Raw genomic sequence first — 13,706 nt, 5'->3', positions numbered from 1 at the left:
GCATATCGCGACGGATTGTGGCGAGTCGACCGGGCGGGACGGGGCGGGTCATTCGGCGGTGGCGAGCTCCCGCCGGCGCATGAGCGCCAGGGTCAGGCCGATGCCGAGGACGGCGATCAGAACCAGCCACCAGAGCCCGCGCACGTCGACGTCGTTCCCCGACAGGGTCGGTGTCACGGCGATCGGCGAGAGGTTCACGACGGCGTCGGGAAAACCGAAGAGCGGCCCGAACAGGCCGACGACCGTTCCCAGCGCTATCAGCGTCCATCCGAGGGCGATGGTCAGGCGCGGTGCGGCGACGAAGACCACAGCGGTCGCCATCAGGAAGACCGCGGCCGCAGCCACCTGACCGACACCCGCGACGAGGGTCACGTCCACCAGCGACCAATCCGGATCGGACAGCGACGACAGGCCCACGATCGCTCCCACGATCGCGCTGCCCACAGTGGCCAGGATGCCGACTCCCGCGATGACGAGGTAGCCCGCCAGCCACCGCACCGGGCCGACGGCGGCGGCACGCACCGGTTCCGCCGTGCCGCGGATTTCTTCCTGGCGCGCGCGGACGACGGTCTGGACGGCGGCGCAGGCGGCAAGGACGCCGGCCAGCGTGAAGAAGATCGTCACGGTGCCCTGCGGGAGCGTTCCGTCGCCGCCGAGCGAGGCAAGGAGGGCATCCACCGATGGGATGCTGTCACCGATCTGCGAGATGACATCGGAGAGCCGCGTCGACAGCATCCCCACGACCAGCCCGCCGACGGCCCATCCCAGGATGGCGCCCCGGGACAACCTCCAGCTCAATCCCCACGGGCCTGAGAGTGCGACTGTCGCGGTGGAACGGCCGAGACGCTCGGGCAGCAGGCTGCCGCCGAGGTCGCGCCTCGACTGCAGCGCGACGGTCGCGGCGGCGCACACCGTCGCCAGCAGCGCGCTCAGCACGAGCGGGCGCGGGTCGTCGGTGTCGAACGGGCGGGTGTTCTCCGCCCAGCCGAACGGCGAGAACCACGCGAGCGGCGCACTGGTCATCCGCTGCAGGTCGGCGCTGGGTGTTCCCACGGCATTGCCGACCCCGCACACCAGATAGGTGAGGAGGATCGCCCACACCGCGGCCGCGTTGGCCGCGCGTGCGGTGCGCACCAGTTGCGCCACCAGCAGCGCGACGCTCAGGAAGACGATGCCGGTGCCGCCGCTGGCCGCGCCGATGAGGAGGCTTCCCGTTCCGCCGAGCCCCAGCGCGAGGAGCACCAGCCACACCGCAGCTGCGAGGACGAGATTGGCCAGGACGCCGTGCACCATCGTTGCGAGGAGCGGGACCATGCGCCCTGCGGGCGTGGCCGCGACGAGTTCCGCCCGGCCGAGCTCCTCATCTGCCCGCGTGTGGCGCACCGCGAGGAAGCTGCTCATGAACGCGGCCAGAAGTGCGAGGAACGGCAGGATCACGAAGGCGATGAACGACCCCTCCGCGGAACCCGACGGCAGCCCCCGGAAGAGCAGGATGACCGGATTGGCGATCGCGGTCGCGAGCAACGCGGTGCGATCCTGCTCGGTCCCGAGCGTCTCCCGCACGCCGGCGTAGGCGGCGGCAGCAAGGGCTGCCGTGCCGAGAATCCACAGCGCCAGCTGAATGACGTCGCGTCGTGCGCGGTGACGCAGCAGCAGGAAGAATCGCGTCACGACAGTGCCTCGGAGGCTGTCACGTCGTCGCCGTAGTGACGCAGGAAAAGCTCCTCGAGAGAAGGCGGCTCGATGCGCAGCCCCGCGACGTGGGCGTCGACGAGCGCGGGAAGCACGGCCGTCACGCGGTCGCTGTCGACGGTGAATCGCACCCGGCCGTTGCTCACGACCACGTCGTGAGCGTCCGGGAGGGGCGGGAGCACCCGCCCGTCGAGGGCTGCGAACGAGACCTCGGTGCGGGTCAGGTGCCGCAGGTCGCCCAGACTGCCGCTTTCGACCACGCGACCGGCGCGGATGATGCTGACCCGGTCGCACAGCTGCTCGACCTCCGAGAGGATGTGGCTGGACAGCAGCACAGAACTTCCGGCCTGGCGCACGCGCATCAACTCGCGCTGGAACACGACCTCCATCAGCGGGTCGAGCCCGCTGGTCGGTTCGTCGAGGATGTAGAGGTCGGCGGGGACGGCGAACGCGGCGATCAGCGCGACCTTCTGCCGGTTGCCCTTGGAGTAGGCGCGGCCCTTCGTGCGCGGATCGAACTGGAACGCCTCCTGGAGCCGGGCGCGTTCGTCGCGGTAGGCGGCGGAGCGCCCGCTCCCGCGAAGGCGGCAGAGGAAGTCGATCGCTTCGCCGCCGGACAGGTTCGGCCAGATGTTCACGTCACCGGGCACGGACGCGATGCGGCGATGAAGCTGCACCGCATCGCGCCACGGATGACCACCCAGGACGGATGCTTCGCCGCTGCTGGCGCGCGCGAGGCCCAGGAGGATCCGGACCGTCGTCGACTTGCCGGAGCCGTTCGGACCGAGAAACCCGTGGATCTCGCCGGGCGACACGTCGAGGTCGAGCCCATCCAGCGCGCGGACGCGGCCGTAGAGCTTCCCCAGCCCGCGGGTGCGGATGACAGCTTCCATAGGCGGGACGCTACGCCGGTGAACGTACCGCCGCAGCATCCCTCCCGCTGAGGGGCGGGATGTATACCAGAAGGTGCAACAGGGCGGAAAAAGTGCGGCCTTTGCGCCGTCTATGTATACAATGAGACGAAACCACGAGGAGGTGCGGGATGCGAGCCAGTGATCGCGCGTACGCGACCCTCCTCGGTGAAATCCAGGATGGATCGCTGCGCCCTGGCGCCGTGCTCGGGGAGGTCGAGCAGGCCACGCGACTCGGCGTGAGCCGCACACCGCTCCGCGAAGCGCTGAGCCGTCTCGCCGGCGACGGACTGGTCTCCCAGCTCTCACCGCGCGTCACCGTGGTCAGCGACGTCGACGCCGACGACATCCGGGCGCTCTTCGAGCTCCGCCGGGCGCTGGAGGAGGCCGCATCCCGGATCGCCGCGGCTCGAGGTGACGCCGACGCCTTCGCGGCGCTCGCCGAGGAGTTCGCCGCAGCGGACCCGGACGTGGCCGACCACTCCGACGCCTACTACGCCCTCATCGCCCGCTTCGACGCGGCGATCGATGCCGCTCTCGGTAACGACTACCTGACGTCCGCTCTGCGCACGGTGCGCACGCACCTGGTGCGGGTGCGCCGGATGGCACGCGACAACCCCGCGCGGCTGCAGCAGTCGGCGCGGGAGCACGAACTCATCGCCCGGGCGATTGCGGACGGCAATGCCGAACTCGCCGCACACGCCACCCACGTGCACCTGCACAACGCCCTCACGACCATCCTCGATTCCCTCCCGGAGGAACAGCCATGACCATCACCCACCACGTTCGGGTGCACCGCAGCGACGAGAACCTGCCCCGGGAGGGTCAGCTGGCCTGGGCCATCGCGCGCGTCGCCGCCGATCCGGTCGCCGTGGATGCCGACGTCACCGACATGATCATCAACCGCATCATCGACAACGCGGCGGTGGCCGCGGCATCCCTCACCCGCCGCCCCGTGAGCGCGGCTCGTCAGCAGGCGCTCGACCACGCCGTGTCCATTGGCGGGGTCGGTGCGACCGTCTTCGGGTGCGCGCTCGACCGGCGATCCAGCCCGGAGTGGGCGGCGTGGGCCAACGGCGTGGCCGTGCGCGAGCTGGATTACCACGACACGTTCCTCGCCGCCGAGTACTCGCACCCCGGCGACAACATCCCCCCGATCCTCGCTGTCGCCCAGCACACCGGGCACGACGGCGCGGCGCTCCTGAGGGGCCTCGCCACCGGCTACGAGATCCAGATCGACCTCGTGCGCGCGATCTCCCTCCACAAGCACAAGATCGACCACGTCGCCCACCTCGGCCCCTCGGCCGCGGCCGGTATCGGTACGCTGCTGGGCCTGGACGCCGAGACGATCTACCAGGCCGTCGGCCAGGCGCTGCACACCACCACCGCCACCCGCCAGTCGCGCAAGGGCGAGATCTCCACGTGGAAGGCGCACGCCCCGGCCTTCGCTGGAAAGATGGCCGTCGAGGCCGTGGACCGCGCGATGCGCGGCGAGACCAGCCCGTCCCCGATCTACGAGGGCGAAGACGGCGTCATCGCGTGGCTGCTCGACGGCAAGGCTGCCGCGTACGACGTGCCGCTGCCGGGCGAGGGCGAGCCCAAGCGCGGCATCCTCGACTCCTATACGAAGGAGCACTCCGCTGAGTACCAGGCGCAGGCGTGGATCGACCTCGCGCGTCGGCTCGGCGCGCAGCATCCCGCCCTTCGCGACCCGCAGAACGTCGCCTCCGTCGTGCTGCACACGAGCCACCACACGCACTACGTCATCGGGTCGGGCGCGGGCGATCCGCAGAAGTACGACCCGACGGCCTCTCGCGAGACTCTCGACCACTCGATTCCGTACATCTTCACCGTCGCGCTGCAGGACGGCGCGTGGCACCACGTCGACTCGTACACGCCCGAGCGTGCCGGCCGGCCCGACACGGTCGAGCTGTGGCGCAAGGTCACCACGGCCGAGGACGCGGAGTGGACGCGGCGTTACCACTCGGAGGACCCGAACGAGAAGGCCTTCGGTGGCCGGGTCGTCATCACGCTCACCGACGGCTCGACGATCGAGGACGAGATCGCCGTCGCCGACGCCCATCCGCTCGGGGCACGGCCGTTCGCCCGCGAGGACTACCTCCGGAAGTTCCGCCTCCTCGCCGAGCCGGTGATGCTCCCCGAGGAGATCGAGCGGTTCCTCGACCTCGCCCAGCGGCTGCCCGAGCTGACGGCTGCGGAAGTGCAGCAGCTGAACATCGTGGCCAAACCCGGCGTGCTCGCGATGGCCCCCGCCCCGAAGGGCCTGTTCTGATGCTGTACGCCAAGACTCCCGCGGCCGAGAAGCGCCGCCTGTTCCGGGAGCGGCTCGCCTCGGGCGAGGTGCTCCGCTTTCCCGGGGCCTTCAATCCGCTCTCGGCACGGCTCATCGAACGCAAGGGCTTCGAGGGTGTCTACATCTCCGGTGCCGTGCTCTCGGCCGACCTCGGTCTTCCCGACATCGGCCTCACGACCCTCACCGAGGTCGCCGGCCGTGGGCAGCAGATCGCGCGCATGACGGAGCTGCCGGCGATCATCGACGCCGACACCGGCTTCGGGGAGCCGATGAACGTCGCACGCACCATCCAGACCCTCGAGGATGCGGGCCTCGCCGGCACCCACATCGAAGACCAGGTCAACCCCAAACGGTGCGGGCACCTGGACGGGAAGCAGGTCGTGGATGCCGACACCGCCATCCAGCGGATCCGCGCCGCCGTCGACGCCCGCCGCGACCCGAACTTCCTGATCATGGCGCGCACCGACATCCGCGCCATCGACGGTATGGATGCGGCGATCGACCGCGCCAAGGCTCTCGTGGATGCCGGGGCGGACGCGATCTTCCCCGAGGCGATGCGCTCCCTGGAGGAGTTCGCCGCCGTACGTGCCGCCGTCGACGTGCCGATCCTCGCGAACATGACCGAGTTCGGAAAGAGCGAGCTGTTCAGCGTCGATGCCCTCCGCAACGTCGGGGTGAACATCGTCATCTGGCCCGTCTCCTTGCTGCGGATGGCGATGGGCGCCGCGGAGCGCGCGCTGGACACGCTCGTCGAGGAGGGGCACCTCACCTCCAAACTCGACGAGATGCAACATCGCGCAGACCTCTACGACCTGATGGACTACGAGGGCTACAACCACTTCGACACGAGCGTTTTCAACTTCACCGTCGCCCGCTGACGCGGCATCCTCGAAGGACACGGCAATGACCGACACCGACATCAAAAAGGGCCTCGCGGGCGTCGTGGTGGACTACACCGCGGTCAGCAAGGTCAACCCGGACACCAACAGCCTTCTCTACCGCGGCTACCCGGTGCACGAGCTGGCGGCGACCCAGCCGTTCGAAGCGGTGGCGTACCTGCTGTGGAACGGCGAGTTGCCCACCGATGGGCAGCTCGCGGAACTCCGCGCCACCGAGCGGCGGCATCGGGCACTGCACCCTCACGTCAAGGCCGCGATCGACATCCTGCCGACCAGCGCCCACCCGATGGACGAGGTGCGCACCGCCGTCAGCGTCATCGGAGCGCAGGACACCGCCGGTATCGCGAACGTCATGGATGCGGTGGGAACCCCCGATGAGAACCTCGAACGCAGCATCCGCCTGTTCGCGCAGCTGCCGGCGATCGTGGCGTACGGGCAGCGGCGCCGCCGGGGCCTGGAGCCTGTCGAGCCGCGCGACGACCTGGACTACGCCGCGAACTTCCTCTGGCTCACGTTCGGCGAGGAGGCGCACCCGGTGGTCGTCGACGCGTTCAACCGGTCGATGGTCCTCTACGCCGAGCACTCCTTCAATGCCTCGACGTTCACCGCCCGCGTCATCACCTCCACCCTCAGCGACCTGTACTCCGCGGTCGTCGGAGCCATCGGAGCGCTGAAGGGCCCGCTGCACGGCGGGGCCAACGAGGCGGTGCTGCACATCTTCGAGGAGATCGGCACGGCTGACAACGTCGTGCCGTGGCTGGATGCGGCGCTCGCCGAGAAGCGCAAGATCATGGGCTTCGGTCACCGTGTGTACAAGCGCGGCGATTCCCGGGTCCCGACGATGAAGGCGGCCCTCGACACGCTCGTGGCCCACTACGACCGGCCCGACGTCGCCGACCTGTACAACACCCTCGAGCGCGAGTTCGTCGAGCGCAAGGGCATCTACCCGAACCTGGACTACCCGTCCGGTCCCGCGTACGACCTGATGGGGTTCGACATCCTCACCTTCACGCCGCTGTTCGTGGCGGCGCGGATCACCGGCTGGACCGCCCACATCATGGAGCAGCAGGCATCCAACGCCCTCATCCGGCCGCTGTCCCACTACAACGGTCCCGATGAGCGGCACATCCCGGGCTACGTCCCCGACACCGCGGTCATCGAAGTCGCCGAACGCGCGGAGGAGGCGGCGGACTGATGGGTTCCACGGCGCACGAGAAGGTCGTGATCCTTGCCGGCGCGCGCACGCCGGTGGGAAGCTTCGGCGGGTCGCTCGCGAGCGTCCCCGCGCACGAGCTCGGCGCGACCGCCGTCACCGCGGCACTCGCGCGGGCCGGCGTCTCCGGGGACGACGTGGGCGAGGTCGTGATGGGATGCATCGCCCAGAACGGTCCCGACGCGTACAACGCGCGGCGGGTGGCGCTCGCGGCCGGGCTGCATCCCCGCATCCCGGCCTTCACAGTGAACCGCCTGTGCGGATCGGGTCTCCAGGCCATCTGGTCGGGAGCCCAGGAACTCCTGTGGGGCGGCGTGGACGTGGTGGTCGCTGGCGGCGACGAGAGCATGTCGCGGACGCCCTTCCTCGACTTCGGCGCGCGCGGCAACGCGCGTCTGGGCGACCGGAAGCTCCTCGATGGGACTCTCGCGATCCTCACCGATCCCTTCAGTGGCCGGCATATGGGGACGACAGCGGAGACCGTCGCGACGCGCTACGGCGTGAGCCGGCAGGCGCAGGACGAGTTCGCCGTCGAGAGCCAGCGGCGAGCGGCCACAGATGCGGCGCGCGCGGCATTCGCGGAGGAAATCGTGCCGGTGACGACCGGTGGTCGGAAGCCGGTCGAGGTCTCGGTCGATGAGCATCCCCGCCCCGGGACGACGGTAGAGGTGCTCGCGGGTCTGCGCGCCGCGTTCGAGGAGAGCGGCAGTGTCACGGCCGGTAACTCCTCCGGCATCAACGACGGAGCCGCGGCAACCGTGCTCATGCGGGAGTCGGACGCGCGTGACCGCGGGCTGACGGGCCTCGCCACGATCGAGGCGGTCGCGACAGCGGGCATCGAGCCGGAGATCATGGGCTACGCGCCGGTCATCGCACTGGAGCGGCTCTGGCAGCAGACCGGGATGTCGCCCAGCGACGTCGACACGGTCGAGCTGAACGAGGCCTTCGCGTCGCAGGCGGTTGCGGTCATCCGCGATGCGGGCTTGGATCCGGCGAAGACGAACCCGTATGGCGGAGCCATCGCCCTCGGGCATCCGGTCGGCGCCACCGGCGCAATTCTCACCGTCCGCGCGGCGATGGACCTGCACCGTCGTGACCTCGAGTACGCCGTCGTGACCATGTGCATCGGCGGCGGCCAGGCGCTGGCAGCGCTGCTTCGCCGCTGGGACGGTTGACCTTCGCGGCTCCCGCGCGCCGTATTCAGGCTGAATCACCGCCTGAATTGCGAGGTGCCCGAGATTACGGCAGGGCTGCAGGCGTTACTGCTGATCGGGCCTGAGTCAGGCCCGGGGGAGGCGGGGCAGGAGTGGACGGGGAAAGCCGGTCGGTTCGCGCGCGGGCCGATGGCGGGGCAGGATTTGTCCGGGATCGAACCACCGATCCGGTCCGGCAGTGCGACGTAAGGAGCCCGATGTGACAAGCTACGAAACCATCCTCGTGGAACAGCGCGGACGGGTCGGATGGATCACCCTGAACCGTCCTGATGCGCTCAACGCGCTCAACACCCGGGCGATGCACGAGGTGGTGACTGCCGCAGAGGCATTCGACGACGATCCCGGCGTTGGCGCGATCGTCGTGACCGGATCAGAGCGGGCGTTCGCTGCAGGTGCCGACATCAAGGAGATGGAGGGGAAGACCTCCGTCGACATGGTGCTGGACGACCACTTCGGCGCGTGGCGCCGCTTCGCCGACGTGCGCACACCGGTGATCGCTGCCGTCTCCGGCTATGCGCTGGGCGGCGGTTGCGAACTCGCCCTCATGTGCGACGTCATCCTCGCCGCCGACACAGCTGCCTTCGGCCAGCCCGAAATCAACCTCGGGGTGATCCCGGGCATGGGTGGCACGCAGCGGCTGGTCCGCGCCCTCGGCTATTACAAGGCGGCCGACCTCGTGTTGACCGGGCGCCGGATGCCCGCTGAAGAGGCCGAGCGCGCGGGCCTCGTGTCACGCGTCGTCCCGGCCGCCGAACTCCTGGTGGTTGCGGAGGAGGTGGCCGGCACCATCGCTGCGAAGTCGCTGCCGTCCCTGTATGCCGCGAAGGCTGCGCTGGATGCGGCGCTGGAAACGACGCTCAGTGAGGGCTTGCGTTATGAGGGCGCCGCTTTCTCGTCGCTGTTCGCCACGCACGACCAGAAGGAGGGCATGTCGGCCTTCCGGGAGAAGCGCGCGCCGGAGTTCATCGGCCGGTGAGGCGCATCGGAGCGGCTGCGGCGGGACGGCCGAAGGGCGAGAGTGCGCGCCGCCTAGACTCGATCCGACGTGAGGAGCGGAATCGATGAGGATCGTGGTTCTCGTGAAGGAGGTCCCCGACACGTACGGGGATCGCAAGCTCGACCTGGAGACGGGATTGGCCGATCGGGGCGCGAGTGACGCGGTGCTGGACGAGATCGGGGAACGTGCTCTCGAGGTCGCGTTGACGTACGCCGATGCGCATGCCGGTACCGAGGTGGTCCTGGTGACCATGGCGCCGGCGTCGGCGGTGACGACGGTTCGCAAGGGCCTGGCGATGGGAGCTACGTCGGCGGTGCATGTCGTGGATGACGGTCTGCGGGGTGCCGACATGTCCCTGACGGCGGAGGCGCTCGCCGCAGCGGTGCGCCGGGCGCAGCCGGATCTGGTGATCACGGGAAATCTATCGACGGACGGCACCGGCGGGGTGATCCCGGCGATGCTCGCCGAACACCTCGGGATGCCGCAGCTGACGGCGCTATCGAGCGTGGAGATCGCGGAAGGGTCGGTGTCGGGGACGCGGGCCTCGGATGCGGGAGCGGTGTCGGTCTCGGCGCCTTATCCGGCGGTGATCTCGATCACGGAGGCGCTGCCGGATGCGCGGTTCCCGAACTTCAAGGGCATCATGGCCGCGAAGAAGAAGCCGTACGAGACCCTGACCGTTGCTGATCTCGGTGTGGATCCGGAGGACTTCTCGGTGCCCCGGTCGATCCTGGTGACGGTCGCCGAGCGCCCTGCCCGGGCGGCCGGCATGAAGATCGTCGATGAGGGGGATGCAGGCACCAAGCTGGCCGAATTCCTCATCGCGAACCGGCTGGCGTGAGGGGAATGCGATGACTTCCAACCCGATCCTCGTGCTGATCGAGACCACCCCCGACGGCACGGTCGTCTCCACGGCCGCCGGCCTGCTGGGCGCGGCAGCGGCGGTCGGGGAGCCCGTCGGCGTCGTCGTGACAGGCGCGGGTTCCGGCGACGCGGCGGCGCAGGAGGCGGCCTCCCTCGGCGCCCGGCGGGTGCTCGTGGCCGAGCTGGACAGGGCTTCCTCGCACCTGACCGTGCCGGTCGTCGACGCCCTCGCCGTGGCGGTCGCCACGGTGCGGCCCGATGCGGTGCTCGTGGCCAATTCGATCGAGGGCCGTGATATCGCCGGCCGTCTCGCGGCGAGGTTGCGGCTGGCGATCGCGGCGGACGCGGTGGGGGTGGCCCGAGACGACCAGGGCATCCTCGCGCAGCACTCCGTCTACGGCGGTGCGTACAGCACCGAGTCGGCGGCGACCTTCGGCACGCTCGTGGTCACCGTGCGACAGGGCGCGATCGACGCGCGCGCCGAGGCCGTCGCCGAGCCGGTGATCGAACGGCTGGAGGTGGACGCATCCGGTGCCCCCGCCGCATCCGTTCATGGGTACGACCCTGCCGTGGCGACATCGGCCCGACCGGAGTTGCGTGGTGCGGTCAAGGTCGTCTCCGGTGGCCGCGGGTTGGGATCGGTGGACAAGTTCGTGCTGGTCGAGCAGCTCGCCGATGCGCTCGGGGCCGCAGTGGGCGCATCCCGCGCCGCCGTCGACGCCGGATACATCCCGTATTCGGCGCAGGTCGGGCAGACCGGAGTTTCCGTGTCGCCGCAGCTCTACGTCGCCCTCGGGATTTCCGGGGCCATCCAGCACCGCGCGGGCATGCAGACGGCCAAGACGATCGTCGCGATCAACAAGGACGGCGACGCTCCGATCTTCTCCATCGCCGACTTCGGCGTCGTGGGCGACGTGTTCACGGTGGTGCCGCAACTCATCGCGGCGCTCGAACAGCGCAAGGGATAGGCCGCCCGTGAGTCCGACCCGCACCCTCCGCCGAGGCCTGCCGCGCACTCCGGGCGGCGAGCCGTGGCCTCCCGCCGGCGTGCCGGTTCCCGGTGCGCTCGCCGACGTGGCAGGGGAGCCCGGGGTCGCTGCGCGCGGTGACGCGGTCGGGGCGGAGGCGACGCCGGATACGGCCGCGGGAGCACGCCCGCCTGGGATACCCGAGGGTGCCGAAGTGCCGGGGGAGGCTGCGGCGGGCAAGGCCGAAGCGCCGGGCAAGGATGTCCCGGCCGCGGCCGCGCCGGGCGCAGCGACGATGCCGGCCTCTGGTGGCACGTCCGCGCCGCGCAAGGCCGCGTCTCTGGTGCCCCAGGAGAGTGCGGCCGAGCGGCCGCGCGGTCTGCGCCGCGGACTGCCGCGTGTGCCAGGCGGGGAGCCGTGGCCTCCTGCATCGGCAGTGATGGCGACCGCGTCGCCCGGTACTGGCACGTCGGCGAACGCGGGCCGATCCGAATCGCCGCGGACGGCAGACGTCGGTGCGGATGCGGTGGCCGCGGTGCCGGCCGCACTCTCTCCCGGACGTGTGACGCCGTCGACGGCGACACCGGAGTCCGTTGCGCCGCAGGTGGCCGTCACCCGAGCGGGGGTGAGCCTCCGCCGGGGGATGCCGCGCGAGCCCGGCGGCGAGCCGTGGCCCCCGGTGGACGCCGTGGTCGTGGCTGCCGCGGCGCCGGCCGCGTCCGCGCCCGAGTCCGCCGGCGGGCGCGACGCGACGACACTGCCCGCCGAGGCCGTCCCCGTCGCCGCAGCCGCAGCCGTCCCCGCATCCGCAGCGGTGCCGGCGGGTCCGCGGCCGCCGTTGCCGTTCCCGCCCACCGTCTGGCCCGGGCCGGCAGCATCCGGGCCGCGCATCCCGCGGCCGGAGCCGAAGCGGTACGGACCCTTCACCCGCGTGCAGTGGGCCGGGGCCGCGGTGGTCGCCGGCGGCGGGTTGCTCGTCGCCGCGGGGATGGCGGTCGCGCTCGTGCGGTGGCTGCTTTCGACCGAGTGGGGAACGGGGTTCCTCGCGGCCTACCCCGGCGAGTACCACCTGCCCGCCGGTGCCCCTGTGGGCTTTCCCGCGTGGCTGGGGTGGCAGCATTTCTTCAACGCGTTCCTGATCGTCCTCATCATCCGATCGGGCCTGGAGGTGCGTCGGGACAAGCGTCCGAGCGTGTTCTGGTCACCGCGCGGAAACTCCAAGCGCAAGATCAGCCTTGCCCTCTGGTTCCACCAGTCGCTCGACATTCTGTGGCTCGCCAATGGCCTGATCTTCGTCGTGCTGCTGTTCGTCACAGGGCAGTGGATGCGGATCGTCCCGACCTCGTGGGAGGTCGTCCCCAACGCGATCTCGGCGGGCCTGCAGTACGTGTCGTTGAACTGGCCCACCGAGAACGGATGGGTCAACTACAACTCGCTGCAGCAGTTGGCGTACTTCGCGACGGTGTTCCTCGCCGCCCCGCTCGCGGTGATCACCGGGGTTCGGATGAGCGGCATCTGGCCCGCGAACGCCACCGCGCTGAACCGGATCTATCCGCTCGAGTGGGCCCGCCGCATCCACTTCCCGGTGATGATCTACTTCGTCCTGTTCATCATCGCCCACGTCGCGCTCGTTTTCGCGACCGGGGCGCTGCGCAACCTCAACCACATGTATGCGGCGCAGGATGCGGTGAACTGGACCGGGTTCTGGATCTTCGTGGCATCCATCGCCGTCACCGCGGCAGCCTGGGTCGCCGCCCGCCCGCTCATCCTCGCTCCGATCGCGCGTCTGTTCGGCGACATCAAGGGCCGCTAAACCCCCGCGACGACCGTTCCGCCGCTCAGTGGCCGGCGAGGCGCGCCGTCAGAGCCGCCGCGGCGTGGCGGACGGCGCCGCCGAGGGCCTCGACGAGGCCCTCCTCCTCCCGCGCGCGGAAGGTGAGACCGACGGATGCCACGGGGTAGCCGTTGCGGTCCACCGCGGCGGTGGCGACCGAGGCGTATCCCGGCGTGATGTCGCCGTCCTCGGTCGCCCAGCCGCGCCGACGAGCGGCACGCAAGAGCCCCTCGAGCTCCCCGAGCGTCGACGGTCCGGGGCCGACGCGGCGGTACAGGGCCTCGCGGTGGGGGTACAGGGCGCGCACCTGATCGGTCGACAGGACGGCGAGCGCGGCGCGTCCCGTTGCCGTCAGGTGCGCCGGCAGCCGCACTCCGACGTTCGACACCGTGGTGGGCGCGCGGGGCGCCGAGAGCGCGTCGACGTAGGTGACCTCGGCTCCGATGAGGACCGCGAGGTGCCCCGCAGCGGGGACCGGGGCACCGGCGACCAGCTGCTCCACGAGGGGGCGCGCCATCCGCCGCAGCCGATCGGTCTGGAGCGACCCTGCGCCGATCTCTGCGACCAGGGCCGAGAGACCATAGGCGCGCTCCTCGGGATAGTGCACGAGAAACCCCTCGTCCATCATCGCCCGCGCCAATTGGTACAGCGACGACCGGGGGATGCCGAGCTCCCGCGCGAGCGTGGAGGCGGGCACCGGGTCGGTGCGTTCGGCGAGGATCCGCAGCATCCGCAGCGCGTTCCGTGCAGCGGGGACCTGAGGCACGGGTTCTCCTGGCTGTCTGGGATTTCAGACAGAA

12 protein-coding genes are annotated in these 13,706 nt (G+C 70.5%); 9 read left to right on the top strand and 3 right to left on the bottom strand.

What is annotated here, in order from left to right; all coding sequences use genetic code 11:
* Nucleotides 1-48 precede the first annotated feature (48 nt).
* Nucleotides 49-1,671: an ABC transporter permease gene (locus tag AC4FS2_RS14405; protein ID WP_491155863.1), complete on the bottom strand. Its 1,623-nt coding sequence runs from the start codon at nucleotides 1,669-1,671 to the stop codon at nucleotides 49-51.
* Complete coding sequence (locus AC4FS2_RS14400; protein ID WP_491155864.1) at nucleotides 1,668-2,585, bottom strand: ABC transporter ATP-binding protein; 918 nt, start codon at nucleotides 2,583-2,585, stop codon at nucleotides 1,668-1,670. The genes AC4FS2_RS14405 and AC4FS2_RS14400 overlap by 4 nt, the downstream gene beginning before the upstream one ends.
* A gap of 149 nt (nucleotides 2,586-2,734) precedes the next feature.
* Between AC4FS2_RS14400 and AC4FS2_RS14395 the strand changes: the two genes are divergently transcribed.
* The 9 genes from AC4FS2_RS14395 (at nucleotide 2,735) to AC4FS2_RS14355 (ending at nucleotide 12,885) form a co-directional block, all read left to right on the top strand.
* Nucleotides 2,735-3,373 (top strand): GntR family transcriptional regulator, encoded by a 639-nt coding sequence (locus AC4FS2_RS14395; RefSeq protein ID WP_491155866.1) that lies wholly within the window; start codon nucleotides 2,735-2,737, stop codon nucleotides 3,371-3,373.
* Nucleotides 3,370-4,896 (top strand): MmgE/PrpD family protein, encoded by a 1,527-nt coding sequence (locus AC4FS2_RS14390; RefSeq protein WP_491155867.1) that lies wholly within the window; start codon nucleotides 3,370-3,372, stop codon nucleotides 4,894-4,896. The genes AC4FS2_RS14395 and AC4FS2_RS14390 overlap by 4 nt, the downstream gene beginning before the upstream one ends.
* Complete coding sequence (gene prpB / locus AC4FS2_RS14385; RefSeq protein ID WP_491155869.1) at nucleotides 4,896-5,795, top strand: methylisocitrate lyase; 900 nt, start codon at nucleotides 4,896-4,898, stop codon at nucleotides 5,793-5,795. The genes AC4FS2_RS14390 and prpB overlap by 1 nt, the downstream gene beginning before the upstream one ends.
* 25 nt (nucleotides 5,796-5,820) lie before the next feature.
* Complete coding sequence (locus AC4FS2_RS14380; RefSeq protein ID WP_491155871.1) at nucleotides 5,821-7,011, top strand: bifunctional 2-methylcitrate synthase/citrate synthase; 1,191 nt, start codon at nucleotides 5,821-5,823, stop codon at nucleotides 7,009-7,011.
* Nucleotides 7,011-8,204 carry a thiolase family protein gene (locus AC4FS2_RS14375; protein WP_491155873.1) on the top strand — a complete coding sequence of 398 codons (1,194 nt, stop codon included), beginning with the start codon at nucleotides 7,011-7,013 and terminating at the stop codon, nucleotides 8,202-8,204. The genes AC4FS2_RS14380 and AC4FS2_RS14375 overlap by 1 nt, the downstream gene beginning before the upstream one ends.
* A gap of 238 nt (nucleotides 8,205-8,442) precedes the next feature.
* Nucleotides 8,443-9,219, top strand: coding sequence for an enoyl-CoA hydratase-related protein (locus AC4FS2_RS14370; protein WP_491155875.1), 777 nt, complete (start codon nucleotides 8,443-8,445; stop codon nucleotides 9,217-9,219).
* Nucleotides 9,220-9,304: 85 nt separating this feature from the next.
* Nucleotides 9,305-10,081 (top strand): electron transfer flavoprotein subunit beta/FixA family protein, encoded by a 777-nt coding sequence (locus AC4FS2_RS14365; RefSeq protein WP_491155877.1) that lies wholly within the window; start codon nucleotides 9,305-9,307, stop codon nucleotides 10,079-10,081.
* A gap of 10 nt (nucleotides 10,082-10,091) precedes the next feature.
* Nucleotides 10,092-11,072, top strand: coding sequence for an electron transfer flavoprotein subunit alpha/FixB family protein (locus tag AC4FS2_RS14360; protein WP_491155879.1), 981 nt, complete (start codon nucleotides 10,092-10,094; stop codon nucleotides 11,070-11,072).
* 7 nt (nucleotides 11,073-11,079) lie between these two features.
* Nucleotides 11,080-12,885 (top strand): cytochrome b/b6 domain-containing protein, encoded by a 1,806-nt coding sequence (locus AC4FS2_RS14355; protein WP_491155881.1) that lies wholly within the window; start codon nucleotides 11,080-11,082, stop codon nucleotides 12,883-12,885.
* A 25-nt stretch (nucleotides 12,886-12,910) separates the two neighbouring features.
* Here AC4FS2_RS14355 and AC4FS2_RS14350 read toward each other — a convergent pair whose 3' ends face one another.
* On the bottom strand, nucleotides 12,911-13,672 hold the full coding sequence (locus AC4FS2_RS14350) for an IclR family transcriptional regulator (protein ID WP_491155883.1): 762 nt from the start codon (nucleotides 13,670-13,672) through the stop codon (nucleotides 12,911-12,913).
* Nucleotides 13,673-13,706: the final 34 nt, after the last annotated feature.

This window comes from Microbacterium sp. Z10_103, assembly GCF_058310455.1.
The sequence above is the reverse complement of the archived record's forward strand: the minus strand, read 5'-3'. Positions and strand labels throughout refer to the sequence as shown.